Raw genomic sequence first — 25594 nt, 5'->3', positions numbered from 1 at the left:
TTCTGGGTTTTGCCGGACAGACACGTGATTCCGCGAGGGGTTGGGGGAACGAGTCATGACGATCGACGTGCAGCAGCCGAGGACATATGACTTGGTCGGCAACACTATCCAGGCGGCCGGAGTCGCCGGTGGGGCATTCGAGGCGAACTTCAAGTACCGAGTCCATGAGGGCCACGACGAGGCTACGGGCAACTTCATGGCCGGCGACGGCGCGGGCGGGCATAGCCAGTTCCAGATCACTGTCGATGTGGCCGGGGCGAGCTTCGTGCTCGACCGTCTGTTCCTGGAGGTATTCCACGTCTCTCCCAGGGACGGCGCCGAGTTGGACAAGGTAGTCGTGCCCATCATCTTGGGACCGAAGATCGTCCCGGGTTATCAGACCTACCTGGAGCACGTGGTGGCGTCTGGGGAGACGCTGTGGGGCATAGCCACCAAGTACTACGGTTCCGGGAACCTCTACTACCGGCTGGTGGCGGCGAACCCCGGCACGATCACCAATCCGAACCTCATTCAACCTGGGGACGTGATCAGGGTGCCGCAGGGCACCTGAGCCGGACCCGGTTCCGCACCGGGCAATCTCGGGCCAGTCGGCGCCGGGCGTGGCTGGTACCTGGTTACCGATCCACAACTGGGACCGAAGGTTGCGTGGGCGTGCTGGGAGTTATTCCGTTGGCTTCGGCGACGACGCGGACGTGTGCGCCCGGGATGTCGGCTGAGGTCCGTGCCACGGGAGCGCGGGTTATTGCGCGCTCCCGTGGCATGTCGTGATCGCGCGACTGCCGGAGTTCGTCGGCGCTGAAGTGTGTACAGGCGGGCGGGGGTGTGCAGGTGATGCCAGGGATTCGCTAGGTGCGCACCTTTCGGATTTTCGCGACCGTGCGGCACTGGACAGCGCGATCCCGTCTCTTTCCGGTGACAAGATTCCGGTCGCGACACCCGGGCTCATGGGACCGGACATCGACCAGCTCGAAACGATGATCGCGCAGACCGTCCGGGTTGCCTACAAGGCGACGGTCGATGCGGTCGACGGTTTCCTCAAGGAGACTCATCGGCAGTTGGACCAACTCTCGCGCGACGTGTCCGACTCCATTCAGGAGTACCGCATGCGGGACGAGCAGGCTGCGTCCGGGATGCAGGACGTGGATCACCCCCGCTAAGTCATCCAGCGTGGAGAGGGGCGCTATGGCGAATCCGATGGAGATGGCCACGTCGGGATTCTGGGAAGCGGTCAGGAGTTTCGACAAGATCGTGGACGAGACCGGTGTCAAGGTACGGAACCTGTTATCTCAGTTCGAGCTGATCGCGAAGGTCGACACCGGAAAGATCAAGGACGTCGCGAAGAACGTGTGGGGGGAGTCTGAGACCACGGGAGGGGTGCGCACCGACATAGCTGATAGCCGCAGCAGCGTCACCGATGCGAAGAGCTACATCGAAAACGGCTGGAAAGGTGAAGCGTTTATCGCCTTCAACTCGACGGCGGACAAGGCGAAGAACGACTTGGACGACGTCTCCAAACCGTTGGCCGAGCTCACTAAAGCGCTGACGGACATGGCGGACAAGTTCGAGCAGTCCGTTGGCGATGTGATGACCACGCTTGCCGGGTTTGGTGGGGTTCTTACTGCGATCGGTGGAATCTTGACCGCGTTGCTCGCTGTTCCGGAGCCGGTTGTGACTAAGGTGATCGGCATCATCGTCGCCATCGTCGGTGCGCTGGTGGCCTTGGTGGCGTACGCCGGAGCGCAGATCAAAGCGGTCGAGGATCGCCAGAAGGCTGCTGAGGCAGTCGTCAACGAGTGCACGGTCGTCATGCGGACGATCAAGAACTGACGGTGCTGGCTAAGTCGGGGGCCATGGCTATGGATATCGAAGATCGGGTCGCCCAGGCGATGCGGCAGTTGGAGAGTAACATCGAAAAAGCTCGTCGCAACCCGGAAGCCGTGTTGCAGGGGAGCTTTTCCGGGACGGCGCGGAACGTCACGGTGTGGGTGGATTCGCTCGGGAGGACGGAACGCTGCCGGATCACACCCGGCAGTGTTCTGGAAGGCGACGAGGCGCAGTTGATCCAGGCGTTCCAGGAGGCGACCAGGAAGGCGCGTCGGAAGGCCGAGAACCTGGAGTTCGAGGACGAGGCGGAAGACCACTGCGAACGCGGCGCTGCCCGACGCGGCTTTCTGGACGAGGCCGATGCGGACGAGGGGCCCCCGACATGGCTTCGATGAGTAAGCAGAGGGCGCACGCAGTCGGTGGGCGCGGCATCCGGTTCGGCGTGCTGTTCGCCGGGATGACCGTGTTCCTCGCGTCGTGCTCGCAGCCCGCGAAGGGATACCGCGAAGACCCGGGCGCCTGCTCGCTGCTGCCGGAGCACATCATCGTCGAGCAACTCGGTCCGGAGGCCGTCCAGTTCCCGAACACTGCCAAGACAGGCGACACGGACACGACCCGGTCCAGCACGTGCGAATGGGAGTCGTTCCACCCGCCCCGATGGGGAAGTCCTCCGGCGAACGCGTTGATCCGCGTGACTGTCCGGGTGTCGGTGAGCGAGGACGGCGATCCGGACATCCGTGCCGCGGAGGACGGGTATAGGATCAAGGGGCGCGCTGGCCAGGTTCCGGACAAGCCGCCGGATGTGATCGGTGATGAGTCCCGGCACGGCTTCCGACCGGGCAGACCGGAGCCGGCATCCGGTAGCCAGGTGGCCACCGTCGACTTCCGCTGTGCGAACGCCCACGTCACGGTCGAATACCGCGGATGGGGAAGTCGCGGCTTCAGCAACGACTATTCTCCACAAGCCGAGCACGAGATGGCTACCCGTGACCTCGCGCGGCAGGTTACAGCCAAGCTCGGCGAGCCGAGGTAACCAGAAGGTGCGCATCCCGTGCTTCGCTTGCGCAGCTTGGTCCAGGCCGTGCCGCGACCGGCAGGTCCGGCCGTCGAGAAAGCCCGGCGGGTGGAGACTACGCCTTTCTTCCCGAGTTCAAGCGGAAGCACCTGTTGATGATCGACCTGAACGAGGGGAAACTGCTCGGCTCGATCAAACTCCCCAATGCGGAGACCGCCAAGCGTGGCCTGGACAGCATCGCCCTGGACTGGCGATGGGACGACTGACTTCTCCGGGTTGCGGCGGAGCGCGGGTGCGCTCCGCCGCAGAACCGCCAACCGGATCGAGCGTCTGCACCGTGTTGGGCACGCGCCAGCGATCGGGGGCGACCTGCTTGTGCTTCTAGAAGGTTATGCGTTCGGGCGGGTGAGCAGGGCCGTGATGGTGTCTCGGCGCAGCCATCCCACCGTTGCGGCGAGCACGAAAAGGATCGCCGGGAGCACCGCGTTCCCATGCGCCAGCAGGAAGAGCTCGGTGCCGACCGCGCCGATCATTACGCAGGCCAACCCGAGCGCCGCCAGCCCGCACAGGCGCGGGATCAGCAGGCCGATCGCGCCGGCGATCTCCAGTACGGCGGTGAGGTACCGAAGCCAGTGGCCGACGCCGATCTCGTCAAATTTCTGCACGAAATCGTCGCCGAACAACAGGTATCCGCTGTAGAGGAAGTAGGCGGCCAGCAGTACCTGCAGGGTCCACAGAGCGCCGTTGCCGATGGTTCTTCCGATACTGGCGTGCTCAGCCATGACGGCATCCTTCCACGGATCACCTTCTGTGGCGATTTCAATGGAAATGGACACATCGTCCGGTCAGTCCTGGATGTCGACGCTGGTGAAGATGACGCTGTCCAGCTGGTCGCTTTGGCCGTCGTAGCCCGGGGGGATGAGGCTGTCGATGAACTTCAGCCCCTCTTCGGAGATCGTTCCGAACACGGTGTATTCCGGCACGAGTTGTGAGTCGCCGAAGTGCATGGCGAACGTCGTGCCGAAGAAGGCGAGGTCATCCATCACCAGGTAGCCGCGTTGGTACCGCAGCCCGGGGAAGCTCTCGGTGGCCAAGGTGTAGCCAGGGCTGCTGCGTTGACCGCACGAAATCCATTCCACGCGGCCACCAGCGCAGCGAACGCCGTTGAAGGCGCCCTGCTTGGCCAGGCTGATGAAACTGTTGACCGTGCACGGAGCCAGCGACCGGTCCAGGAGCAGCGGGATCGCGCCCCCCACGTTGGTGTTGACGGTCGCCCGGACAGTGCCTTTCGTGGAAACCGGGCCGCTGGCCGGGGGTTTCACCGGGATTCTCGACGTCTTGCCGTCCGGGGGGTACTGGCAGTAGACCGTGTCGGGTAGCGGGGATGGGCGCACTGGTGGGGGCACGAAGCCGGCCGGGATCTGCTCGGGTTGTGTCGGTTGCTGAGTTTGTTGCTGCGCGGTGGAGTCACGACCGGCGCTTGTGAGGTCGGGAAGGAACGTCATCGCAGCGGCCATGACGGCAGCCGCTGCGGAGATCGCCGTGGCGATGAAGACCTTTCGGCGCACCCCCATCCTGGGCGGCTCCGGTGTTGGTACCTGGGGTGCGTCTCCCGGCCGGGGCGGGCTCGGCCTGGTGTTCTGCTGCGCGGCTTGGTCCGGAACGACCGCGGTGCCGGGCGAGATCGTGGGCATGACGGCTTTCTCCGGAGCAGGTGCCAGCACAGCCCGCGCGGCGGCGGCAACGTCGCTGTTCTCGTCCTGGGCGAGCTTGCCCAGTGCCGAGCGGGCGGCCTCTGCCGTGGTGGTTTTCGCCGACCTCAGGAGTGCGGACAGCTCGCCCACGATCGCGCGGCGCACCGACGGCAGGGTGCTTCGCATGGCTAGGGCGACTTCGGCCGGGAGTTCGTTGGCTGTCGGGCTGTTGGCCACGATCAAGCGACCTTGAAACCTGCTGTCCAGGCCCGGAGTCTGTGGCTTGCCGGCGGCTTCGACCTCCTCGTAGATGAACTCGTAGAGCTCGTCCACGTCGATCAGGCCGTCGCCGTTGCGATCGGCGGCGCCGGTTCGCAGTCCCTGCACCAGTGCTCCGGTGAAAACCGACGGGCGCGCACTGCCGAAGACCGTGGAGCTGGCCGCTTCGCCGGGCTCGAAGGAATATTCCAGGGCTGACGAGGATGTCATGACCGCGCTTCCGCGCCCGCCCAGCTGCGCGAGCACGTCGGCGCTTTCCCCGGCGCGGTGGGCGGATCCTGGCGGGAACGCGCCCGCGAAACAGCAGTCCAGGACGACCACGATGCAGCGGGATCTGGTGTTGCTCATCTGGTTGCGCACGAACTGGGCGCTGACCGCGGTCGCGTTGAGCCGGTCGTGGCGGGAATTGGTCATCACCAGGTGCAGCTGACCGAAGTCGTCCTTGACGCCGTGCCCGGAGAGGTAGAGCAGGACCAGGTCGTCCAGCCGCGCCGCCGCGAAGAGATCCTCGATCGCCAAATTCGTTTCGTGCGCGGCCGGGTTGTGCAGCGAGTCGATCTCGTACCCGCCGATGGCCGGATCGGCGAGCACGGCGGCCAGCACGTCGGCATCGGCGCGCGGCGCCCGCAGTTGGCAAAAGGTGGGGTCCGAATAGGTGTCGGTGGCGATGAGCAACGCGCGGCGCTTTCCGGCCACGGCACCACCACCCCAGGCACGAACAGTTCCGACAGCAACACGTTGCGTCAACGCAATACGGCGCTTGAGGATAGCGAACGTCTGATCGCTCGCGGCGAGGAGGTGGACATTGGTCCGATCGTCCGTTGCCGGGCGCGGTCGTCGCGGTGCGGACGAGGCTGGAGATCAGCGGTGCGATTGACGCGACGGACACCTCGCCCCAGTCCCGGATGCCCCGTGAGGCGGGACATCCGGGTCTGCGCTCCACTGCGGCACGAAGTCAGTGGAATAACTACGTAGGCGATTTCGCGTGGGTCAGCACAGAATGATTCGGTCCAGGTACGGGCTCGCGCCACGAGACTTGTGGCTGCGGGTCTGACCCGGGGTGATCGAGAAGCACCGGCTGTCCGCACCGCGGGCCATGATGAGCTGGATTCGGTAGTTTCGCTTGCAGGTGTTGGTAACCCACACCGTGGTGTAGATGGTGCCCTTCTTCTCTTTGTCGAGCATGCACTTGGGTGCGGTGGTCTCCCGCGGCGCGACCGCGGGGCCGTCCGATGCCGCCGTGGGTGTGTCGGCTTGAGCGATCCCGCCAGCGAGCGAGCTGAACGCGAAGACGGCGGCACCGGCCACCGATAATGAGCGAAGCGTGCGAGACATGCTTATCGTCCTCCGATATCAGAAGATTCCCCCGGACCCCAGAGAGGCCAGCGGCGGTGGGTACCGCCTCGCTCAGGTGTAGCGGCTGATCTTTTTCCGGCGCTCTGCAATCGACTCGGACAACCCGATTGGCCTAGCGAGGCCGCCGGTGGCGTTCACGACGCCTCGTGAGTGCGCGCTCGGTTGAGCGTGGTCAGCCAGTCGGTGACCGTAGCGACGTACGTGGCCGGGTCGTGGCCGTGCATCGAGTGCGGCATGGTCGGGAACGCGCGGTAGGTGAAGGAGTTGCCGGTGCTCTCGACGAGCTGCCGCACGCGCCGGACCTGCTGGTCCTAGCGCAGGCAAACCGGCCTGGGGTGGCCGATTTCATTGGTTGGTGTCGGCGGTGATGTGCTCGAATAGCCCCGCCTGGATACGGGTGCGCACCCCGTTGGCCCACGGCTCATCCAGCTCGTCGACATCGAGGGCGGCCATGTTGTTGAGCAGCATGCCGAAGGCAAGAAACGACTTCACCGTCACCGGGTCAAGGCCTGCCGTATCGGCAACCGTGTCCCACATGCGGCCGACTCGCGCCCGCACCAGATCACGGACCTCGCTATCACCGCAGGCGGCAAAGCCTTGCAGCTGCAACAAGAGAGTGGTGCGGTCCGCCAGCGACTCGTAGTACTGCGCCCCCATCAGCGCCAGCGCGCTAATGCCGCGGGCCCCCTTGGCGGCTTGCGACATGCCGTCGCTGAAACGATCGAAGGCCGCGCCGACCAGCTCCAGGAACAGTGCCTTCTTGGTCCCGAACATCCGGAACACGTAGGCCTGCGTGATGCCGGCCTCGCGCGCGATTGCCTCGATCGACGCACCGTGAAGTCCATGATTCGCGAACTCGCCCGCGGCGATCCCCAGCACCTGGGATCGCCGTTGGGATCCGCTCATACGCGCAGCCATGGCGATCAGATTACTACTTACTAACTACTAACTGATATCGTGGGGTGGTGGGCGATGACACCTGGGCCAGCTTGGCTGACCACTTTGCCGATGAGGCTTATGCCTCGGCGAAGGGGCGCGTGCGCACCTATGTGTTGCACCAACAGCTGCTGGAGCATCTGCCGGCTCCTCCAGCGCCCGTGCTCGACGTCGGCGGCGGCGCGGGCCATCAATCGTTTCCACTGGCCCAAGCCGGTTACGACGTGACGTTGCTGGACCCGTCGTCGGCGATGCTGGACAAAGCTCAACAGCGACTCCAGCGGCTGCCTGGTGAGACCCAGCGGCGGGTGACGCTCTTGGAGGCCGACGGAGAGAACGCCGACGAGGCGGTGAATGGTCAACGCTTCGCCGCCGTGTTGTGTCACGGCGTGCTCGGCTACCTAGAGCAGCCCGAGCCGTTGGTCGATCAGCTGTGCCGGTGTACTGCTGCCGGTGGCATCGTCTCGATCATGGCGGGCAATGCCAAGGCGTCGGCGGTGCGCCCGGCCTTGGAACGGCGGTGGGACGACGCTTTGGCGTCGTTTGACGCCAGGAGCGAGGTTGGGGTGCTGGGACTGCCAACTCGGGCCGACACGGTGGAGGAACTCAGCGAGCTCGTGCGCAGCCGCGGCGTGGAGCCACTGCGCTGGTATGGGGTATGGCTGTTTGTCGACTGGCTCGATTTGAGTGGAGCCGAGGTGGACCCAACCGATGCACAGCAAGTGGCGGCGGCGGCCGCGGTCGAACTGGAAGCCAGCCGACGAGACCCCTACCGCCAACTCAGTCGCATCTTTCATCTGGTGGGACGCAAAGGTCCGAGCTGACAACAGCAGCCAAGTGCGGAAGTAAGGCCGCGCGTTTGCGCCGTGCTGTCGTTGGGGCGAAATGTTGTCAAAGGTCCGACCTGTTGGAGAACGAGTCCTTGCGTGTGTCAGACCTCCTGCTGCGGTCGCGCGGATGCTCGCGCGGTGGGGAAAGTGAGGGCGAGGACGGCGCCACCTCCATCGGCGTTGGTCGCGGTGACGTGCCCGCCGTTTCGGTGGGCTAGTGCTGCGGTGATGGCTAGGCCCAGCCCGGCGCCTTCGCTGGTGCGGGAGGTGTCGGCGCGGGTGAAGCGGTCGAATGCGTGTGGGAGGAATTCGGGGTCTATCCCGGGCCCGTGGTCGCGTACTTCGATGGCCACGCGACCGTTGTCGTCCGCTCGGGTTCGGTGTGCGTGGATGGTGATGGGGGTGGCTGCGTGCTGGAGTGCATTGTCGAGCAGGTTGCTCACCGCCCGGTCGAGGTCGTCACGGTTGACGCGTACCGCCAGGTCCGGCGGGCAGTCCAGGGTCACGTCCGGTCCGCTGGCGGCGATGCGGTACCGATCCACAAGGGACCGCAGGAGTGGGTGGAGTTCGACGTTGGCGGGGTGGTGGTCGCGGTCGGTGCGGGCTAGCAGGAGGAGGTCTTGGGCCAGCCGGGACAGCCGTTCGGTTTCCTCCAGCGCCGAGCGCAGTGCCGAGGTGAGTTCGTCTCGGGAGCGGGTGCGCTGGAGCGCGAGTTCGAGCTCGGTGGTGAGCAGACTCAGCGGGGTGCGCAGTTCATGGCTGGCGTCGGTGACGAACTGCCGCTCGCGGTTGAGTGCTCTGTGTAGGCGGGCGAGCAGATCGTTGAAAGTGCTGCCCAGGCGGGAAATCTCATCCCGGCTGGCCGGAAGTGGCAGGCGTTGTTCGGGGTTCTCCGCGGTGATGGTGGCGGCTCGGGCGCGCATGCGCTCCACCGGGCGCAGCGACCCGGCCGTGAGCAGGTAGGCACCGGCGGCCGCGGCCACCAGGACGAGCGGGAACGCCACTGCCAGCTCCCGCGCCAGGTCTCCCACTGCCGCGTCCCGGTCGGCGAGGCTCACCGCCGCGACCGCGATGCGGGAGCCGCTTGCGGCGCGGGAGGCGGCGATGCGCACGGGTCCGGCCAGCGTGCCGGCGCCTGGGTGCTCGACCATGATCGGGCCATGTTGGGCCCCCGCGAGCTCCCAGGGGCTCAGCAGCACTTGACCGGCTACTTCGCGAGAGCCGGCAACCACCTGCTGGTTGGCGTCGAGGATCTGCTCGGCCGAGTCTCGGCCGCCGGGCAGGACCGGCGACACCGCCTCGGCAGCGGATTGCACGTCACGCAGCCGGTATTGCAGCGTTTCGGTGATCGATTCATCCAGGGACGCTCGGGAGTTGGTCACGGTGCCGACCGCCACGCCGGTGAGGATCAGCGCCATCGTGAGTGCGAACGCGGCGGTGAGTCGCAGGCGGATGGGCCAGCGCTTGATCATCGCGGCCTCGCGTTCGCACGGCCGCCGTCCGCCCGCAGCCGGTATCCGGTGCCTCGCACGGTTTCTAGGGACGTGACTCCGAACCGGCGGTCGATCTTCTCGCGCAGGGCGCGGATGTGGACATCGACGACGTTGGAACGCGACTCGAAGGCGAAGTCCCAGCAGTGCTCCAACAGGACCTCACGGGTGAGGACCGCGCCGGGGCGCCGCAGGAAGGCCTCCAGCAGCGCGTATTCCTTGGTGGTGAGCACCACTTCGGCTTCGCCGCGCCAGCACCGCCGGCTGGTGGGGTCCACGCGCAGATCCCCCGCGGTGAGCTTCACCGGCCGGGGCACCGGGCCCCGCCGGGTCAGCGCCCGCAGCCGAGCGAACAGTTCTTTGAGGTGGAACGGCTTGGTGAGGTAGTCATCGGCGCCGCCGTCGAGCCCGGTGATGCGATCATCGACCCCGTCCCGGGCGGTGAGCATCAGCACCGGCACCCACACGTCGTTGCCGCGGAGTTGGCGGCAGACCTCGAATCCGGACAGCTCGGGCAACATGACGTCCAGCACCACCGCGTCGTAGGCGCGGCTGACCGCCGCGCCGAACCCGTCGCGGCCGTCGGCGGAGATGTCGACCGCATAGCCCTCCTCGGCCAGGCCCCGACGCAGCAACCCGGCCATCTTCGGCTCGTCTTCAACGACCAGTACCCGCATCGCCCGTTCACCTCCGGTCCCAGCCTGGCACCGCTTCGGGGTGAGCACGGCCTCGTCTTCATCGACGCTTCATGTCCAGGCGATACACCTGTGCCCAGGACCCACGGTTGCACAACCGGCATCCGGGAGGAATCCCCATGCAGGCAAGGGCAAAGATCGGCATCGGAACAGCGGTGACCCATCGCGCGGCGGTTCCCCTCGCGGCACTACTGCTGGTGGCGCTCGCCGGATGCGGCGGCGCACCGGCTCCTGGAGGCCAGAGCGGACAGCCCGGCCCAGGCGCGCATGAGCCGGTCGCCACCGCGGACACGGACTGGAAGGGCGTGGCCGACACGCTGGGCCGCGCGGGCAAGCTCACCGACGACAACACGGTCTACCGCGTCGCCCTGACCCGCTCGGACCTCAACAACATGGTTTCCCAAGGAGTTCCGATCAAACCGGGCCTGTCCCTGGGCGGCTACGCCACCTTCACCAAATACGACGACACCACGATGCTCATGGGCGACCTCGTGGCCACCGAAAGCGAACTGCCCAGGGTCACCGACGCCCTGCAGGCGCATGGGATCGAACAAACCGCCCTGCACAAACACCTGCTGGAGCAGTCACCGCCAGTGTGGTGGACCCATATCCACGGCATGGGCGACCCCACCCAACTCGCGCAGGGCGTGCGGGCGGCTCTGGATGCCACCGCGACACCGCGAGCCGCTGCGGCGACGCAGCAACCACCGATCGATTTGGACACTGCCGGCATCGACAACGCTCTGGGCCGCAACGGAACCGCCGACGGCGGCATCTACAAGTTCACCATCGCCCGCAACGACATCGTCACCGACGCCGGGCACGTCCTCCCGCCGGGCACGGGCGTCAACACCGCGCTCAACTTCCAGCCCGTCGGGGGCGGCCGGGCCGTCATCAACGGCGACTTCGTGCTGACCGCGCCCGAGGTCGAGAAAGTGATCCAGGCACTGCGCAAGGGCGGCATCATCGTGGTCGAACTCCACAACCACAGCCTCACCGACCAACCCCGGCTGTTCTACCTGCACTTCTGGGCGGCCGACGACGGCGTTGCCCTCGCCAAGACGCTCCGGACCGCGGTAGACGCCACGAATGCCAAACCGCACCAGTAGCAGCATCAAGCGCGAATGTCGATCCACGCAACGGAAAAGATCGGTTGGGCCGACCGAGCCTGGTTCGGTGGGGCACCGAGAGGGGAGGAGCGCGATGAGGCCGTCCCGGCTTGGGATCACTGCCACGTTCCGCCGTGGTCGCGGGTGGCTACTGGTTGTGCTCGGTGTCGTTGTTCTGGCCTTGGCCGTGGTGCTGGCGACGATGCATCTGTGGCCGCGGGCTCAGCCGACCGCGGTGGCTTTGCCGTTGCGCGCCGTGGGAGAGGTGGAGTTGCCGGGCGGCGGTTCACGCTTCGATTATGCGAGCTTGGACGCGGACCGGGGCGTTTTGTTCGTGGCGCATCTGGGCGCCAGTGAGGTCATCGAGGTCGATGTGCGGTCTTTGCGCGTGGTGCGCGTGATTCCGAACGTGTCGCAAGTGCATGGCGTGCTGGTCGTTCCCGCGCTGCACCGGGTGTATGCCACGGCGACGGGCAGGAACGCGATGGTCGCGCTGGACGAGGACTCCGGGCAGGTGGTCAACCAGTCTCCGACCGAAGAATATCCTGACGGGCTGGCATTTGACCCGCGCCGGAACGCGGTGTGGACGACCAATGAGAAGGGTGGGTCGGAGACGGTCATCGACGCCGTCAGCGGCGCGGTGCGGGGCACCGTCGCGCTGGGGGCAGAGGTCGGCAACGTTGCCTATGACCCGGTCGGTGACCAAATGCTGGTGGATGTGCAGGGCCGCAATGAGCTCGCCGTCCTCGACCCGTCCAGGCTCGCGATAACCAGGCGGATAGCGCTGCCGGGCTGCGACCACGACCACGGCCTAGCCCTCGACCCAGCACAGCGGTTGGCTTTCGTGGCCTGTGACGGCAATGCCACGCTGATGACCGTCGAGATGAACGCGGGAACGGTGACCGATACCGCGCCGGTCGGCCGGGAACCGGATGTCCTGGCTTACGATCCGGGCGCGCAGCGGCTGTATGTGGCCGCCGAAAGCGGGTGGCTGACCGTGTTGGACCTGCGTGATCGTCGGCCGGCCGTGGTCGGCTCGGGCTTTTTGGCGGACGGCTCGCACGTGGTCGCAGTGGATCCGACCACCCACCACAGCTATTACCCGGTGCCCACCGGATCGCGGGGCCAACCAGCTCTGCTGGACCGCGAACCCGTCTCCTGAAGAGGCGCCAGCGGGGCTTCGAACCAGACTCCGGCGAATGCCAACTTCGGCAACGCAGACGGGCACGAGTCGTTCGAACCAGGCATGTCGTCGCAAAATCAGTTCTGCTCCGGCGCATCCGGACAGGCGGGCGGGATGTCTCCGAACGATGGCGGTCACATCGACGCGACCGGTGCGGCCGGACTACCTGGCGGTTGACGCAGCCGGTTAGATCACGGCATTCCCGGGCATTGTTGGCGTTTTCGCGCGAAAGCGGTGTTTCCCGTTCAGGAACCGCCGTTGAGGGACACGATCGCGTCCCTGGCCAGAAGGCGTTGTCGTAGCAGGTCGTAGTCGCCCTTCTCGGGATGGATGCCGTGCTCGACGGCGAGGGCCGCGGCCACACCGGCGGCCTCACCGGTGACGAAGCAGGTGGCGGTAATCCGCAGGGAACCGTTGGCCTCGTGCGTCGACGACAGGCATCGGCCCGCGACCACGAGGTTGGCGCAGGCCGGGACGAACAGGATGCGGGCCGGGATTTCGAACCCGGCGCCGACGGCGTCGGTGTGGGAGAGCCCGGGGCGATCCGCGGAATGAATGTCGATCGGGAAAGCGCCGCATCCGATGGAGTCGTCGAAGCGGGCTCCGCACCGGACGTCGTCGCCGGTCATCGTGTAAACACCGACGACGCGACGGGATTCGCGGATGCCTACCCGGTCGCCGACCGCGGTGAGGTGGCAGTGCGCGAACCCCGGGACGTCCTCGCGCATCCACCGGACGAACTGGAGCACCTGGTGGCTCAGCTGCGCGTGAGCCGCGCCCGCCCATCCGTCGCCGGACCGGACCGGGGTGCGGGTGGCGTTGACGACCACCTCGCCGCGCTGCGGCCATGCGGCCAGATGCAGCTCGGTGCGGCGCAGACCGAGCTTTCCGCTTGTGTACCCGGCGGAAAGCAGCTCGCCGAGCCCCCACACGTTGGCGTGCTCGTCGGTGCCGTACCCGAGGGTGCTTCCCGGCCTGACCTCGGAAGGGTGCTCGCGCAGGTAGTCGAGGAGCGCGCCGACATCGACGCCACCCAGCTTGAACAACAGCGACGCGGGTTGTGTGTCGGCGGTGTCGGGTTGCATTGGCACGCCGGCCAGCGAAGCGACCACGGCGTCGCCGCTGGCGTCGATGATGACCGGTGCCCGGACCCGCCTCGGCCCGTTCGGGGTGTGGACGGCCAAGAACTCGATCACGTCGCCGGCCCGGTGGATGGCATGCGGGCCGGACTGCAGCCATACCTCCACGCCAGCTTCGGCGAGCATGATCGACTCGGTGAGGGCGAGCTCGGCATGGTCGACGGGGGTGCGCGTCGCGGTGTAGCCGACATCGTCGCGGACGTGTCCGGGGGAACCGCCGCCGCGGACAAGGCGGTCGACGAGTCGTTGACCGAATCCGCCGACGACCTGGTTGCCCCGCACATCGTGAAAACCGGCCGAGTGTTCCAGCAGTTGCCAGGCAAGCGTCCCGCCGACCGAACCGCTCGACTCAAGCAGCAGGGTCCGCGCTCCCTCCTCGGACGCGGAGACCGCGGCGGCGATCCCGGCCGAGCCACCCCCGACGACCACGACATCGGCCTCGACGTCGGTTGCGGCAGTGGCATCGATGTTTGCGTCGACGTCGGTGCGCTGTTCGTGCATGAGATGTACCTCGCGGTTCAGACGGGGAGCCGGCGACGGACCAGGACTCCGTACATGACGACCGTGACCAGCAGCAGGGCGGCGGAGATGATCAGGGCGGGGACGAATCCGCCCAGGCGGTCGACGATGATCCCGGTCGCGATCGGGGCGAAGGCACCGCCGAGGAATCCGCCGAAGTTCTGGATGCTGCCGACCGATCCGACCATTGTGGACGTTTGCACCACGTCGGTGGCCAGCGCCCAGTAGGAGGCGGTGGTCAGGCTGTAGGTGAACATGCCGACCGTCAGCAGGGTGACGGCCATCGCCGGACCGCTGCTCATCGCCGTCGCGGCAAGCGCGATCGCGGTCAACAGGGATCCGCCCGCGATCGTGCGGCGGCGGGCGTCCATGGCGCGCATTCCCCGCTTGACCAGCGCGTCGGAGAAGCGGCCGCCGATGATGACCGCGATACCGCCGGCGATGTAGGGCAGGGCCGAGAGCAGTCCGGCGGCCTTGAGCGAGAAGTGCTGCGCCGACTCCAGGTAGCTGGGCAGCCAGGTGATGTAAAACCAGAAGACGTATTGCAGGCAGAAGCCGCCGATGATCATTGCCCAGATCGTCGGGTAGCGGAACAGCCGCAGCCACTGCCGGCCGACCTCGGCCGAACTCGTTTCCTCCGCGCCGCCGGTGCGCTGGTTCTCCCGGATATAGGTGAGTTCCTCGCGGCTGAGCCGCCGGTGCTTTTCCGGCTTGCTGTAGACGAGCAGCCAGCCCAGCACCCCGATGATGCCCAGCGCGCCGATGAGCACGAACATCAACTCCCAGCCGAAGGCCAGCAGGAGCGCCGTGGTGATGGGCGGTGCGATGGCGAGGCCCACCTGTGTAGCGGCGATGTAGACGCTGGTGGCGCGGGCCTTCTCATGGTCGGGGAACCACTCGTTGGTCGCCTTGATCGCGCCGGGGAACAGCGGTGCTTCGGCCACGCCGAGGACCACCCGCAGCCCGAGGAAGGTGGCGATGTTGCGGGCGAGGCCGGTGGCCGCACCGGCGATCGACCACAGCAGTGCTGCCACGGTCATCAGGATTTTCGGGCCGAAGCGGTCGACCGCCCAGCCCGAGGGCAGGTTCATGATCGCGTAGGGCCAGATGAACGCCGAGAGGATCACTCCCATCTCGGTGGCGCTGAAGCCCAGGTCGTCCCGGATCACCGGCGCGGCGACCGACAGGTTCCCGCGATCCAGGTAGCTGGTGATCGTCAGTACGGTGATCGCGGTGATGATCGACCAGCGGACGTTGCGTCCCCGGGGCCTGCGTGGTGGCGCAGTCTGCTCAGGGGCGGCGGTCTCGCCGCTAGCGCTCTCTACTGCCATAACGTCACCTCACTGTGCGTTTGCCCTGTTCAGGCCGCATGGCTGAAAATGGACGACAAAATGTCATCGGTTACATCGCGTCGGAAGTGTCGGTGTCCAAGGGGCGGGCTGTCAACAGGGAGGTGGATTGTGGCCGAAATCGGGCGACCGGGGCGCATGATCGTAAAGCCGTTTTACGGAGCGCCATAATTGACTGACGGCGGAAGGGATCGGACATGGCGAACATCCGGGACGTGGCCAAGGCGGCCGGGGTGTCCACGGCGACCGTTGCGCGCGTCTTGAACGGCGGCACGCCGGTCAGTGCCGCGCGAACGGAGCGCGTCCTGCGGGCCGTGGAAGAACTCGACTACGTGAGCAACCGGATCGCCGCCAGCCTGTCCCAGGGGCGGACGAAGCTGCTCGGCCTACTCGTGTCCGATATCGCCAACCCGTTCACCGCGCAGGTCGCCCGGGGCCTGGAGGACGAGGCCATCAAGCACGGCTACCAGGTGCTCATCGCCAGCTCGGACTTCGACGCCGACCGCGAGGCGAAGGTGCTGGACTCATTCGCGCGTCGCACGGTCGACGCCGTGGCGCTGTTGTCGTCGAGCGGGCTGAGCGAGGGGGTGTCCCGGCTGGTGCGCAACCAGATCCCGACGGTGTTCGTGGACCGTCGGCCGCCGGTCGCGGCCTCGACGATTCCGCTGGTGCGGACCGACAGCCTCTCGGCCGCGCGGGAGGCCGTGCAGTACCTGATCGACCTCGGGCACACCGACCTGGGGATGATCTCGGGTCCGTCCGAGATGCCGACTGCGGCGCAGCGCCTCGCCGGCTTCCGCGAGGCGTGCCGGGGAGCGGAGCTGGTGGTCCGGCCGGAGTGCGTTCGTACGGGCTTCCTCGGCACCGAAGGTGGCTACCAGGCGATTTGCGAGCTCCTGGACCTTGAGGTGCGGCCGACCGCCGTCTTCTCCTTCAACAACGTGCTGGCCATCGGTGCTCTGCGCGCGGTCCGCGAGCGGAATGTCCGGATCCCGCACGACCTCTCGCTGGTGACCTTCGACGACACCGACCTCTTCCCGTTCGTCGATCCGCCGATCACCGCCATCGCCCAGCCCGCCTACGAGATCGGCGCACAGGCCGCGACTTTGCTGTTCGAGCGGCTGAATGGCAGGCAGGGGGCGCCGGCGGACGTCGTGCTCCCCACCGAGTTCCGCATTCGCGAATCCTGCGCTCGCGTCGGTGACTGAGCGGCGAACACCGCCACGCCTCGAACCGCTCCGCCCGGAGGCGGTGTCTTGACAGCACCCCGGCGGATCACCCATGCTGCAAAATGTCACCGGTTACATTCTGGTGTGAGTCACACCTGACCGTCATTCGACGGGCGCGGCAGAGGGCTTTGCCGCCGCACCACCACCAACCGAAGGGGACCCTCATGGCTCTTGATCTGCACGGCATCATCCCGCCGCTGGTGAGCCCGTTCACCGCCGACGAGGAGCCCGACCTCGAAGCGCTGCGCAGCGAGGTGCGCTACCACCTCGACCTGGGCGTGCACGGCCTCTGCGTCACCGGCAGCACCGGCGACGGGCAGATGCTCTCGATCGAGGACTCGGTCGCGATCGCCGAGGTGGCGGTGCAGGAAAGCGCGGGCCGCGTGCCGGTCGTCGCGGGCATCATCCGGGACAGCACCAAGGACGTGATCCGCTACGGCAAGGCGATCGCCGCAACCGGAGTCGACGCCCTGCAGGTCACGCCGGTGCATTACCTGTTCCAGCCGGACGAGGACACGACGGTCGAGTACTACCGCCGGATCGCCGACGAGACCGGCGTGCCGATCGTCATCTACAACGTGATCCCCTACGCGCTGATCCCCGCGACGACGGTCGCCAGGGTGCTCAACGAGATCCCGAACGTCGTGGGCGTCAAGCAGTCCGGCGGGAACATCCACCAGCTGGCCGACCTGCTGCACATCGCGCCGAAGGGCGGCAAGGTCTTCACCGCGGTCGACGACCTGCTCTACCCGAGCTATCTGCTGGGAGCCCAGGGCGCGATCAGCGCCACGCTCACCGTCGTCCCCGAGCTGTGCCTGCGGCAGTGGGATGCCGTTCAGCGCGGCGATCTCGCCACGGCACTGGATCTGCACAATAAGCAGTTGCCGGTCTGGCGTGCGATCGACGGCCCGAACATGACCGTCCGGATCAAGGCCGCTCTCGCGATGCAGGGCCGCAACGGCGGTTGCGGCCTTTCCCCACTGACTCCCGTTAGCGACGCCGAGCGCGCCACGCTCCGTGCCGCTCTGGAGGCCGCGGACGTCAAGCTCATCGCCTGACCGTTGACAAGGTCGAACGCCTCGACCCAGACGCATGACGCGAACACCTTCCGCGGCCGCCGACGTACCATCGGGCTGATCGGGTTCTGGCCGACAAGCACGCCCCCACCGACCAGAAGAAGAGACTCAGCAACGTCTTCGGGAGAACGTCTGATGCCCCTGCCCTTCCATCCCGCCGACGGCGACCCGGTGCCAGCTGCGCTGCGCGGGTTCGCCCGGGCTCACGCCGACCTCGTGGAACTGCACGAGAAACCGGCCCACCTCGTCGCACGGCACCGCGATCCGGGGCGCCGGGTCGGGCTGGTTTCCGGCGGCGGCTCCGGTCACGAGCCGCTGCACGCAGGGTTCCTCGGCCGAGGCATGCTCGACGCGGTCGCCCCCGGCAAGGTGTTCGCTTCGCCGCACAACAAGCAGGTCCTGGAGGCCAGTCGTCAAGCCGCCGGCCCCGGCGGGGTCATCCACGTCGTGAAGAACTACACCGGCGACCGGATCAACTTCGGCATCGCCGCGGAACGGCTGCGCCTGGAGGGAATCGAGGTCCGGCGCGTGCTCGTCGACGACGACCTGGCGACGGAGTCGGACGAGACCGCCACCGGCCGTCGCGGCACCGGCGCGACGGTCGTGGTCGAAAAGCTACTCGGCGCGGCGGCGGACACCGGGCTGGGGATCGACGAGCTTGCCGACCTCGGTGCCCGGTTCGCGGCCGCCTCGCGCAGCCTCGCCGTGGCCTCGTGCGCGCAGACCTCGATGCACACCGGGCTTCCCTCATTCCAGCTGGAGGCCGACGAACTGGAGTACGGGGTGGGCATCCACGGCGAACGAGCCCAAAAAACGATCCCGCGTCCGTCCACTGAGGACTTAATTGACCGGATGCTCGACGAGATCGTCGCCGGCCTCCCGGCCGGCCCGGACGAGGTGGTCGCCGTGGTCAACGGCATGGGCGGCACCACCCCGCTGGAGCTCTATGGGCTACACGACCTGGTGCTCGACGGGCTGGCCCGGCGCGGGCTGGCGGTGTCCGGCACGCTGGTCGGAACCCTGGTGCCGGCGCTGGACATGGCCGGGTTCTCGCTCACCCTGACCCGCATGCAGCAATCCTGGCAGGAGTGGTGGGCGGCACCCGCGATCACCCCAGCTTTCCCGCGCACCGCGAAGGAGACCGCCCGATGATCGACCAGGAAGCCGTGCTGCGCCGATACGCGCAGGCCGTCGAGGACGCCCACGCCGAACTCACGGAGCTCGACCAGCGCAGCGGCGACGGGGATTTCGGCGACAACCTGCGCGGCGGTCTGCGCAAGGCCGTGGCCCGCTTCGAGGCCGGCGGCGTTTCGGCGTTCGAAGCGCTCGGCGAGGAGTTCCTCGACGAGGTTGGCGGCACCAGCGGCCCGCTGCTCGGACTGCTGTTCACCGAGATCGCGCATGCACTGGATGGCAGGGATGACGACCAGGCCGCCGCGTTCGGTGCCGGGGCGAAAGCCGGGCTCGCCGCGATCCAGCGAGTCGGCGAAGCCGAGGTAGGCGACCGTACCCTGGTCGACGCTCTCGCTCCCGCCGTAGCCGCGATTCCGCAGGGTTTCGCCGCCGCCGCGCGAGCGGCGAAGGTCGGGGCGGACCACACCGCTGAGCTGCGCGCCCGGATGGGCCGGGCCAGCTACGTCGGCGACCGCGTGAAGGGCGAACCGGATCCGGGCGCCGTCGGGATTGCGCTGCTGTTCTGGGCGGCGGCCACTGTCGCGGAACCGAAAGCAGAGGTCGACGGCCCTCTGGGACACTGATCCGATCAATTGGAAGTTGCGCAGCCTGCAGGGTGAACCGCGACCGCGGCGGCGCCGGGCACGTGTCGTGCTCGGTGCCGCCTTGCGGTCGTTTCCGGGCGTCGCAAGGAATCCGTTTTGGCGCGCGAAATCGCCAACCCTGCTGGGCGGGACCCTCGATTACCCAGCCAACGTACCTGGACACGACACTAGTCCGGGTGTGAGCCGAGTGGGTGTTGTTGCGTGTCGGTAATGGTGCCGGAGGAGGTGCGGCGGCTTTTTCAGGTGCTGACGGGTGAGGATATGACGGATGCGGATGAGGATGCGTTGTTTGCGGTGGCGGGGCGGTTGGAGTCGGGTGCGGTGGCGGTGGAGGTGTTGGGTCCGGTGGTGGGGGAGGTGGTGGGGCGGGTGCGGGGTGGGTTTTCGGGGAAGGCGGCGGATCGGTTTGCGGAGCGGTTGGCGGGGTTTGGTCCGGTTTTGGAGTCGGGTGGTGTGGGGTTGCGTGAGTTGGCGGGGTTTGTGCGGAATTTGGCGTTGCAGGTGCAGTATTTGAAGTTTGTGACGGTGGGGGGCCTGCTGTTGTTGTTGGCTGAGGTGGTGTGGGCGGTGTCGATGGCGGGGGTGACGGGTGGGGCGAGTATGGCGTGGTTGGCGGCGCGGTTTGTGGTGATGCGGTTTTTGTTGTCGCGGTGGTGGGGTCAGTTGTTCGTGCGGTTGGCGGTGGCTCAGGTGGTGGGGGTGGGGTTGCAGTTGGTGGTGGAGGTGGGTGCGCAGGGGGCGCAGTTTGCGTTGGGGACGCGGAAGAAGTGGGATGGGCAGCTGACGGGGATGGCGGTGGGGGTGGGGTCGTTCAGCGCGTTGTTGGCGGTGCCGTTGTCGGCGTTGGGCAATGTGGTGGCCAACGCGATCACCAAGGTTCTAGTGCGGGGTTTGGGTGACGAGATCGATGCTGAGGTGCTGGCAGCGGCGGCGAAGCATGCTGTGGGGGAGCACGCGGATCAGTATCCGTTGTCGTCGATGGCGCGCTTTGCTGATGTGGTGTCGAAGAGCTTGGACGATTTCACGGGGATGTCGGTGCGGGCGATGTGGGCGGCGCGGTTTGGTCACGGTCTGGGGGAGTCGGTGGAAGAGGGTCTGACCGAGATGTTCGGCGAGGCGGGGTATGGGGCGTTGAGTGGTCAGGGGGCGCAGTGGAATCCATTCTCGTTCACGGCGGGGTTGTCGGAGGCGGTGGTTTCCGGCGTCGGGAACCTGATGGGTCTGGCGTTGCGGGGTCAGTTGATTCCCGCGGGCCGGGCCAGAGACGCCGCCAACGAGACCGAGACTTCCGATAGCCATGACGCCGGCACGGACACGTCGGAGGAGTCGAAGGCCGATTTCGGTTCGCAGCCGAGCGAAAGACCCACATTTGTGGCGACCTTCAGCGAGAAGCCCGGATCCTTGACGGAAATGTCCAAGGCGCATTCCTGGGTGCCACTGCCCGGTTCCGAAAAGGCGGACGCTGACTCGGCATTGGCGCCGGGTGGTCCGCTGGCCCCGATTCTCCTGCCTGCTGGTCCCGTCACCGAGAATGCCCCGCCGGGCGGTGTGACGGCTCCGGGCGCGTTGCGGAGGCAGGACAGGCCGGGCACGCCGCCGCCACTGTATAGCCCGCATCCGGGCGACGGCCTTTTCCGTAACGATGCAACGGGTTCTGAGGATCCGACCGGGAGGCACGGCACTCGTGCCGATTCGCCACCGTCGGCCTACGGCCAGACTGCTGGCGTTGACCAAGCCGATGCGAACTCGTCTGGTGTGGACAGTACAAGCGCTGCTGTGGTCGGCGTGCGAGCAGTAGAACCCGTGGCAGGCGAGCCCAGCGCTTCGGTGAGCCTGTCGGTTCAGGGGGCGAGGGAACGTGCCGAGTACGCCGGGTGGACCCGGTCGCCGGATCATGCCGCCGCCGCCCCGCAGGGTGCCCGGCCGCTGCTGGTGCTCGGGCACAACGAGATGGTTGTTTCCGGTGACGCGTTGGCCGAGGTGCAGGGCGTCGGGGCGGATGTGTTGGCGCGGGTCGACCCTGGTCGAGGACCGGCGTGGATGTTGTACGGGGCGGATGGGAGTCGGCCTCGGTTGGTCGATCCTCCTGCCGAGTTGGCGGGTCGGCCGAGGCCGGAGCCGTTGTTGTTCGCGGGTCCTGGTGATTCCGGTGGGTTGATGGATCGTGCGGCGCGGTTGGCGCCTGTTTTGCCGGATATCCAGGTTGTGGGTGTGCATGTGACGGCGCGGGGGAGTGCGGTGCTGGCGGATGGGCGGCGGGTCGGGCCGGAGGATTTCGTGGCGGAGGTGCGGCGGGATCGGCGGTTTGTGCCGGGGTTGAAGGTGGCGTTGCTGGGGTGTGGTGCATATCGGCGTCCGGGTCCGGGTGTGTTGTCGTTTGCCGAGCGGTTTGCTCGTGCGTTGCGCGGTTCGGCTTGGGTGGCCGATACCGATGTGGTTCAGACGGTGGACGGCGGTGTGCATGCCACCGAGGTGTCGGTGGCCTCGGATGGCAGGTTGTTGCCGAGGTTCGTGGATGGTGTGGGCACCGGTCGTTGGTCGTTGTTGGGGTCGGAGGGTGAGCTGCTGGGTTCCTCGGGCCCGGAATTGCGGGCTGCGGTGAGCTATGTTGTTCCGTCGCGGTATCCGGATGGTGCGCGGATAGAGGCTGTCGTGCGCTGGCCCGGGCAGGGGGAGCGCGAATCGGTCGACGAGCTGGTGCCCGCCCAGCGGTCCGCTCCAGGCACTTTCGTGAGCAGACGACTGCTATTCGCCACGGCATCGGCCGCGCTGGTGCTCTTTTCCCTCACCCGTGGGCAATCCGCGTTGTCCCAACCCGCCAGGCTCGCCTGGGAACCGTGTGGCGACGGGCAGGGCGAATTCGGCACCGTCGAGGTGCCGATCGACTGGGATGACCCCGATGGCGCCAAGACTCAGATCGCCATCGGCCGACTACGCGCCACCGAGCCGCAGAACCGGATCGGGGTGCTGTTCGTCGCGCCCGGCGGTCCTGGCGGGTCCGGCATCGACAGCTACATCCTCGGCGCGGGCCCGCTGCAAGGTGGCGAGTTGCGCAAGCGGTTCGACATCGTCAGCTGGGACCAGCGCGGTGTCAAGCGCAGCAACGAGGTCCAGTGCAGCGGAGACTTGCTCGCCCAGGCTCCTCGCGAGTTCCCTTCGAACGAGCGGGAATACCGGGACCTGTTGGCCTACAACGCGAAGCTGGGGGAGGACTGCCGGAATATCACCGGGCCGGTGTTCGACTTCGTCGACACCACCAGCGCCGTCCGCGATCTGGACGCGATTCGCGCCGCGCTCGGCGAGGAGCGGCTTAGCTTCTACGGTGCCTCCTACGGCACGCAGGTGGGGCAGCAGTACGCGGAGTTGTTCCCGGACCGGATTCGGGCGATGACGATCGACTCGAACATGGACCACAGCATGCGCTCCGGTGGCCGGTATATCGAAACGGCCAGTGAGGATTTGGAAGGTTCGTTCAACACTTTCGCCGACTGGTGCGAGCGGACCGTGGCGTGTTCGCTGTACGGCGAGGACGTGCGGGCGGTGTGGGATGGCGTGTATGCCCAGGCCGAGGCCGGAACTCTGCGAGATCCTGCGACCGGCGCCGCGCTGAGCGTCGGTTCGTTGCTCCGGGAGTTGATGATTGCGATGTACCGGCCGGAGGTGGTGTGGTTCGGGCTGGCGAACCGGCTGAAGGCGCTGTCGCGGGGCGGCCCGGCGGTCACTGCGGTGGCGGCTGGGGCGGAGCCGGTGCAGAACTCCTACCAGGGGATCTGGTGCGATGACTGGAGCTGGACGGTCCGTGACTTCGCGGAGTTGCGCAGCTACCGAGACAAGGCGGAGCAGGTTGCGCCGCACACGAAACTCTCGCCGTTTTGGGCCGATGTGACCTCTTGCCTGGGGTGGCCGGTCGAGGCGGGCAATCCGCAGCACGAGCTGTCGATCAAGGGTGCGCCGACGATCCTGATCGTCAAGGCCCGGTACGACGTGGCGACGCCGAGCGCGTGGAATCTCGCGGTAGCGGGCCAGATCGACAACTCGGTGCTGCTGTACCACGACGGCATCGGCCACGGCCAGTACTACCGCAGCCTTTGCGTGCGGGAGAAGGTAGACCGGTACCTGATCACGCTGGAAACCCCGGACCCGAACACCCACTGCGAAGCCGTCTACCCGACGCAGCCGCCCCCAGCAACCACAGCGATGTCAACAAGCCCACCAGCCCGCCCGGCCCTGGGCTAGGGCTGTTTTTCCGGTTTTGCCTAAAATTGGGGCTCTCCTGCCCCCGCGCGCGCCCCTGCATCGAGGGTCGTCAACACCACCCACGGACACATCAGAAGAGCCACGTTGGCTGCGAACCGCAGGAGCAGGACTGCCCCCATGCCCCGTCCGGCCCGCGTTGGTCTCAAGCACATTAATTATTAATTAATGTTGACTCTGGGTCTGCCGCGACGGACACTGATCGCACGGCCCGCCCGGTTCCCGGCGGGCCGGGTCCGAGGAACGAGGAGAACTGGATGGGCGCAACGATGCGTCGTGGCCGGGCAGGCCTGGCGCTGATGGCGGTCGTGCTGCTCGGCGTGTTGGCCGCCTGCGGCGGAAAGGTCGGAGAGAACGGCCGGTTCGGCGTCGTCTACATGGACGCGCAGGGCTTCTACGCCGGTGTCCGGGTGGGCATGCAGCAGGAGGCGGAGTCGCTCGGCCAGGCGCCGCAGTTGCTCCAGCTCAACGTGCAGGGCGACGCCTCCAAGGAAAGCACGTTCATCGATCAGGTCAGCGCTGCGAAGGTCGACGCGCTGGTCCTCTCGCCCGCCTCGGCCACGGCCTCGGTGCCCGCGATCAAGCTCGCGCACGAGAGCGGCATCCCCGTCGTCTGCTACAACACCTGCATCGCCGAGGACAGCGCTCGGCAGTATGTCTCCGCGTACGTGCTCGGTGACCCGGTGCGCTTCGGTGAACTGCTCGGTGCACGTGCCGCCGAGTACTTCCTCTCCGTCGGCAAGACCGCGCCCAACATCGCGGTGGTCAACTGCGAGTTCGTCGAGGTCTGCATCCAGCGCAGGCACGGCTTCGAGCAGGCGCTGCACGCGAAGCTGCCCGGCGCCAAGATCGTCGCCAACCAGGAGGGCTCGACGATCGACGAGGCCGTGGACGTCGCCGAGCGCATCCTGACCGCCAACCCTGACCTGGACGCCTTCTACGGCGAGGCGGGCGGCGCGACCATGGGCGCCGTGCGCGCGGTGCAGTCTCGCAAAAAGGTCGGCCAGACCGTCGTTTTCGGCAGTGACATGTCCACCGAGGCGGCCCAGGCACTCGTCGCCGAGGACGTCCTCAAGGGCGTCGTCGATATCTCCGGCATCGCCGTCGGCAAGCTCGCGGCTCGCTCGGCCGACCAGGCGCGCCGGGGTGAGCTGAAGAATTACCTCGTCGTCCCCGCCCCGATCGATCTCTACGCGGCGCCGCAGCAGGGCAGCGACTGGCTCGGCGCGCACCCGGACGGGGTGCCGTGATGGCCCGCGCCGGCCTGCCTGACCGAAACCGAACCAGCGAAGGAGAAGCTGTGGCTGCCGATGTCGCCAGCGGTTCGACCGTCATCGTGGTCGACGGCGTCACCAAGCACTACCCGGGCGTGCGCGCGCTGACCGACGCCCACCTGTCCATCCGCGCGGGGGAGATCCGCGCGTTGCTCGGCCGCAATGGGGCGGGAAAGTCCACTCTCATCCGCGTACTGTCCGGAGTGGAGCGTCCCGACGCGGGCACCGTTACGGTCGCGGGCGAAACGCTCGGCGATGGCGGCGTCCGCCGGGCCGCTGGGCTCGGCATCAACACCGTGCACCAGGAACTGAGCCTCGTCGCCGAGCTCAGTGTCGCCGAGAACCTCTACCTCGGCCGCTGGCCGCGCCGAGGGGGCGCGGTCGACTACGCCACGATGCGGGCGGGTGCCGCCGAGGTGTTCGCGCGGCTCGGCCTCGACATCGACCCCGCCGTATCCGTGGGCTCGCTCTCGCTGGCCACCCGGCAGCTGGTCGAGATCTGCCGCGCGGTGCGCGAACAGTCCCGCCTGCTCATCCTCGACGAACCCACCAGCGCACTCGCCGC

24 protein-coding genes and 1 pseudogene are annotated in these 25594 nt (G+C 67.2%); 16 read left to right on the top strand and 9 right to left on the bottom strand.

Going from position 1 to position 25594, the window contains the following annotated elements; genetic code table 11:
• The first annotated feature begins 55 nt into the window (after positions 1-55).
• The 6 genes from BJ970_RS32245 (at position 56) to BJ970_RS40440 (ending at position 3105) form a co-directional block, all read left to right on the top strand.
• A complete protein-coding gene (locus tag BJ970_RS32245; protein WP_184731261.1) occupies positions 56-550 on the top strand; it encodes a LysM peptidoglycan-binding domain-containing protein in 495 nt (164 codons plus the stop codon).
• 394 nt (positions 551-944) lie between these two features.
• Positions 945-1157, top strand: a complete 213-nt coding sequence (locus BJ970_RS32240; protein ID WP_184731259.1) for a hypothetical protein — start codon at positions 945-947, stop codon at positions 1155-1157.
• Between the two features lie 25 nt (positions 1158-1182).
• Complete coding sequence (locus tag BJ970_RS32235) at positions 1183-1827, top strand: WXG100 family type VII secretion target (RefSeq protein WP_184731257.1); 645 nt, start codon at positions 1183-1185, stop codon at positions 1825-1827.
• 23 nt (positions 1828-1850) lie between these two features.
• Entirely contained in the window at positions 1851-2219 is a 369-nt protein-coding gene (locus tag BJ970_RS32230; RefSeq protein ID WP_184731255.1) for a YbaB/EbfC family nucleoid-associated protein, read from the top strand.
• Positions 2216-2857 (top strand): hypothetical protein, encoded by a 642-nt coding sequence (locus BJ970_RS32225; protein ID WP_184731252.1) that lies wholly within the window; start codon positions 2216-2218, stop codon positions 2855-2857. Before BJ970_RS32230 ends, BJ970_RS32225 begins: the two co-directional genes overlap by 4 nt.
• Positions 2858-2994: 137 nt before the next feature.
• The gene (locus tag BJ970_RS40440; protein WP_512700301.1) at positions 2995-3105 is read left to right on the top strand and encodes an RNA-binding protein; all 111 of its coding nucleotides are present in this window, start codon (positions 2995-2997) and stop codon (positions 3103-3105) included.
• 123 nt (positions 3106-3228) lie between these two features.
• On the opposite strand, the gene BJ970_RS32220 is transcribed toward BJ970_RS40440, so the two are convergent.
• The 5 genes from BJ970_RS32220 to BJ970_RS32200 all read right to left on the bottom strand — a co-directional run bounded on the left by BJ970_RS32220 (position 3229) and on the right by BJ970_RS32200 (position 7086).
• The gene (locus tag BJ970_RS32220) at positions 3229-3621 is read right to left on the bottom strand and encodes a DoxX family protein (protein ID WP_184731250.1); all 393 of its coding nucleotides are present in this window, start codon (positions 3619-3621) and stop codon (positions 3229-3231) included.
• Positions 3622-3684: 63 nt separating this feature from the next.
• The gene (locus tag BJ970_RS32215; RefSeq protein WP_184731248.1) at positions 3685-5508 is read right to left on the bottom strand and encodes a caspase, EACC1-associated type; all 1824 of its coding nucleotides are present in this window, start codon (positions 5506-5508) and stop codon (positions 3685-3687) included.
• Between the two features lie 294 nt (positions 5509-5802).
• Positions 5803-6147 carry an alpha-amylase inhibitor gene (locus BJ970_RS32210; RefSeq protein ID WP_184731246.1) on the bottom strand — a complete coding sequence of 115 codons (345 nt, stop codon included), beginning with the start codon at positions 6145-6147 and terminating at the stop codon, positions 5803-5805.
• A 155-nt stretch (positions 6148-6302) separates the two neighbouring features.
• Positions 6303-6461, bottom strand: a complete 159-nt coding sequence (locus BJ970_RS32205) for a hypothetical protein (RefSeq protein WP_184731244.1) — start codon at positions 6459-6461, stop codon at positions 6303-6305.
• A 52-nt stretch (positions 6462-6513) separates the two neighbouring features.
• The gene (locus BJ970_RS32200) at positions 6514-7086 is read right to left on the bottom strand and encodes a TetR/AcrR family transcriptional regulator (RefSeq protein WP_246471917.1); all 573 of its coding nucleotides are present in this window, start codon (positions 7084-7086) and stop codon (positions 6514-6516) included.
• A gap of 47 nt (positions 7087-7133) precedes the next feature.
• Between BJ970_RS32200 and BJ970_RS32195 the strand changes: the two genes are divergently transcribed.
• The gene (locus BJ970_RS32195; protein WP_312864576.1) at positions 7134-7928 is read left to right on the top strand and encodes a class I SAM-dependent methyltransferase; all 795 of its coding nucleotides are present in this window, start codon (positions 7134-7136) and stop codon (positions 7926-7928) included.
• A 107-nt stretch (positions 7929-8035) separates the two neighbouring features.
• Here the strand turns inward: BJ970_RS32195 and BJ970_RS32190 are convergent, their stop codons facing one another.
• Together BJ970_RS32190 and BJ970_RS32185 are read right to left on the bottom strand one after the other, a co-directional pair.
• On the bottom strand, positions 8036-9406 hold the full coding sequence (locus BJ970_RS32190; RefSeq protein ID WP_184731240.1) for a sensor histidine kinase: 1371 nt from the start codon (positions 9404-9406) through the stop codon (positions 8036-8038).
• Positions 9403-10101: a response regulator transcription factor gene (locus BJ970_RS32185; protein ID WP_184731238.1), complete on the bottom strand. Its 699-nt coding sequence runs from the start codon at positions 10099-10101 to the stop codon at positions 9403-9405. Before BJ970_RS32185 ends, BJ970_RS32190 begins: the two co-directional genes overlap by 4 nt.
• 137 nt (positions 10102-10238) lie before the next feature.
• On the opposite strand from BJ970_RS32185, the gene BJ970_RS32180 reads away from it, so the two are divergent.
• Positions 10239-11228, top strand: a complete 990-nt coding sequence (locus BJ970_RS32180) for a DUF1259 domain-containing protein (RefSeq protein WP_184731236.1) — start codon at positions 10239-10241, stop codon at positions 11226-11228.
• A gap of 94 nt (positions 11229-11322) precedes the next feature.
• Positions 11323-12390 carry a YncE family protein gene (locus BJ970_RS32175; protein WP_246471916.1) on the top strand — a complete coding sequence of 356 codons (1068 nt, stop codon included), beginning with the start codon at positions 11323-11325 and terminating at the stop codon, positions 12388-12390.
• 266 nt (positions 12391-12656) lie between these two features.
• On the opposite strand, the gene BJ970_RS32170 is transcribed toward BJ970_RS32175, so the two are convergent.
• Both BJ970_RS32170 and BJ970_RS32165 read right to left on the bottom strand, forming a co-directional pair.
• Entirely contained in the window at positions 12657-14051 is a 1395-nt protein-coding gene (locus BJ970_RS32170; RefSeq protein ID WP_184731234.1) for an FAD-dependent oxidoreductase, read from the bottom strand.
• Positions 14052-14068: 17 nt separating this feature from the next.
• Entirely contained in the window at positions 14069-15400 is a 1332-nt protein-coding gene (locus BJ970_RS32165) for an MFS transporter (protein ID WP_184731232.1), read from the bottom strand.
• Positions 15401-15615: 215 nt separating this feature from the next.
• Between BJ970_RS32165 and BJ970_RS32160 the strand changes: the two genes are divergently transcribed.
• The 7 genes and pseudogenes from BJ970_RS32160 to BJ970_RS40390 form a co-directional block, all read left to right on the top strand.
• Positions 15616-16626 (top strand): LacI family DNA-binding transcriptional regulator, encoded by a 1011-nt coding sequence (locus BJ970_RS32160; RefSeq protein WP_184731230.1) that lies wholly within the window; start codon positions 15616-15618, stop codon positions 16624-16626.
• Between the two features lie 185 nt (positions 16627-16811).
• Positions 16812-17705 carry a dihydrodipicolinate synthase family protein gene (locus BJ970_RS32155; RefSeq protein WP_184731228.1) on the top strand — a complete coding sequence of 298 codons (894 nt, stop codon included), beginning with the start codon at positions 16812-16814 and terminating at the stop codon, positions 17703-17705.
• Between the two features lie 153 nt (positions 17706-17858).
• Entirely contained in the window at positions 17859-18875 is a 1017-nt protein-coding gene (locus BJ970_RS32150) for a dihydroxyacetone kinase subunit DhaK (RefSeq protein ID WP_184731226.1), read from the top strand.
• Positions 18872-19480 carry a DAK2 domain-containing protein gene (locus tag BJ970_RS32145; protein ID WP_184731223.1) on the top strand — a complete coding sequence of 203 codons (609 nt, stop codon included), beginning with the start codon at positions 18872-18874 and terminating at the stop codon, positions 19478-19480. The genes BJ970_RS32150 and BJ970_RS32145 overlap by 4 nt, the downstream gene beginning before the upstream one ends.
• A 231-nt stretch (positions 19481-19711) precedes the next feature.
• Complete coding sequence (locus BJ970_RS32140) at positions 19712-23737, top strand: alpha/beta fold hydrolase (RefSeq protein WP_246472102.1); 4026 nt, start codon at positions 19712-19714, stop codon at positions 23735-23737.
• Between the two features lie 275 nt (positions 23738-24012).
• A complete protein-coding gene (locus BJ970_RS32135; protein WP_184731219.1) occupies positions 24013-25005 on the top strand; it encodes a substrate-binding domain-containing protein in 993 nt (330 codons plus the stop codon).
• Positions 25005-25571, top strand: a pseudogene (locus BJ970_RS40390) (ATP-binding cassette domain-containing protein); the annotation flags it as partial. The gene BJ970_RS32135 and the pseudogene BJ970_RS40390, both read left to right, overlap by 1 nt.
• Positions 25572-25594: the final 23 nt, after the last annotated feature.

Origin of the sequence: Saccharopolyspora phatthalungensis, assembly GCF_014203395.1 — a bacterium.
In the GTDB taxonomy this organism is placed as follows: Bacteria; Actinomycetota; Actinomycetes; order Mycobacteriales; family Pseudonocardiaceae; genus Saccharopolyspora; species Saccharopolyspora phatthalungensis.
This window is presented reverse-complemented; position numbering and strand designations above follow the sequence as displayed.

Bases quoted from the DNA above. Each gene is read 5' to 3' on its own strand.
- BJ970_RS32220 (WP_184731250.1), bottom strand. From the start codon at position 3,621: ATGGCTGAGCACGCCAGTATCGGAAGAACCATCGGCAACGGCGCTCTG.
- BJ970_RS32135 (WP_184731219.1), top strand. From the start codon at position 24,013: ATGGGCGCAACGATGCGTCGTGGCCGGGCAGGCCTGGCGCTGATGGCG.
- BJ970_RS32150 (WP_184731226.1), top strand. From the start codon at position 17,859: ATGCCCCTGCCCTTCCATCCCGCCGACGGCGACCCGGTGCCAGCTGCG.
- BJ970_RS32155 (WP_184731228.1), top strand. From the start codon at position 16,812: ATGGCTCTTGATCTGCACGGCATCATCCCGCCGCTGGTGAGCCCGTTC.
- BJ970_RS32230 (WP_184731255.1), top strand. From the start codon at position 1,851: ATGGCTATGGATATCGAAGATCGGGTCGCCCAGGCGATGCGGCAGTTG.
- BJ970_RS32225 (WP_184731252.1), top strand. From the start codon at position 2,216: ATGAGTAAGCAGAGGGCGCACGCAGTCGGTGGGCGCGGCATCCGGTTC.
- BJ970_RS32140 (WP_246472102.1), top strand. From the start codon at position 19,712: ATGGTGCCGGAGGAGGTGCGGCGGCTTTTTCAGGTGCTGACGGGTGAG.
- BJ970_RS32190 (WP_184731240.1), bottom strand. From the start codon at position 9,406: ATGATCAAGCGCTGGCCCATCCGCCTGCGACTCACCGCCGCGTTCGCA.
- BJ970_RS32200 (WP_246471917.1), bottom strand. From the start codon at position 7,086: ATGGCTGCGCGTATGAGCGGATCCCAACGGCGATCCCAGGTGCTGGGG.
- BJ970_RS32175 (WP_246471916.1), top strand. From the start codon at position 11,323: ATGAGGCCGTCCCGGCTTGGGATCACTGCCACGTTCCGCCGTGGTCGC.
- BJ970_RS32165 (WP_184731232.1), bottom strand. From the start codon at position 15,400: ATGGCAGTAGAGAGCGCTAGCGGCGAGACCGCCGCCCCTGAGCAGACT.
- BJ970_RS32210 (WP_184731246.1), bottom strand. From the start codon at position 6,147: ATGTCTCGCACGCTTCGCTCATTATCGGTGGCCGGTGCCGCCGTCTTC.
- BJ970_RS32145 (WP_184731223.1), top strand. From the start codon at position 18,872: ATGATCGACCAGGAAGCCGTGCTGCGCCGATACGCGCAGGCCGTCGAG.
- BJ970_RS32240 (WP_184731259.1), top strand. From the start codon at position 945: ATGGGACCGGACATCGACCAGCTCGAAACGATGATCGCGCAGACCGTC.
- BJ970_RS40440 (WP_512700301.1), top strand. From the start codon at position 2,995: ATGATCGACCTGAACGAGGGGAAACTGCTCGGCTCGATCAAACTCCCC.
- BJ970_RS32245 (WP_184731261.1), top strand. From the start codon at position 56: ATGACGATCGACGTGCAGCAGCCGAGGACATATGACTTGGTCGGCAAC.
- BJ970_RS32160 (WP_184731230.1), top strand. From the start codon at position 15,616: ATGGCGAACATCCGGGACGTGGCCAAGGCGGCCGGGGTGTCCACGGCG.
- BJ970_RS32180 (WP_184731236.1), top strand. From the start codon at position 10,239: ATGCAGGCAAGGGCAAAGATCGGCATCGGAACAGCGGTGACCCATCGC.
- BJ970_RS32170 (WP_184731234.1), bottom strand. From the start codon at position 14,051: ATGCACGAACAGCGCACCGACGTCGACGCAAACATCGATGCCACTGCC.
- BJ970_RS32185 (WP_184731238.1), bottom strand. From the start codon at position 10,101: ATGCGGGTACTGGTCGTTGAAGACGAGCCGAAGATGGCCGGGTTGCTG.
- BJ970_RS32235 (WP_184731257.1), top strand. From the start codon at position 1,183: ATGGCGAATCCGATGGAGATGGCCACGTCGGGATTCTGGGAAGCGGTC.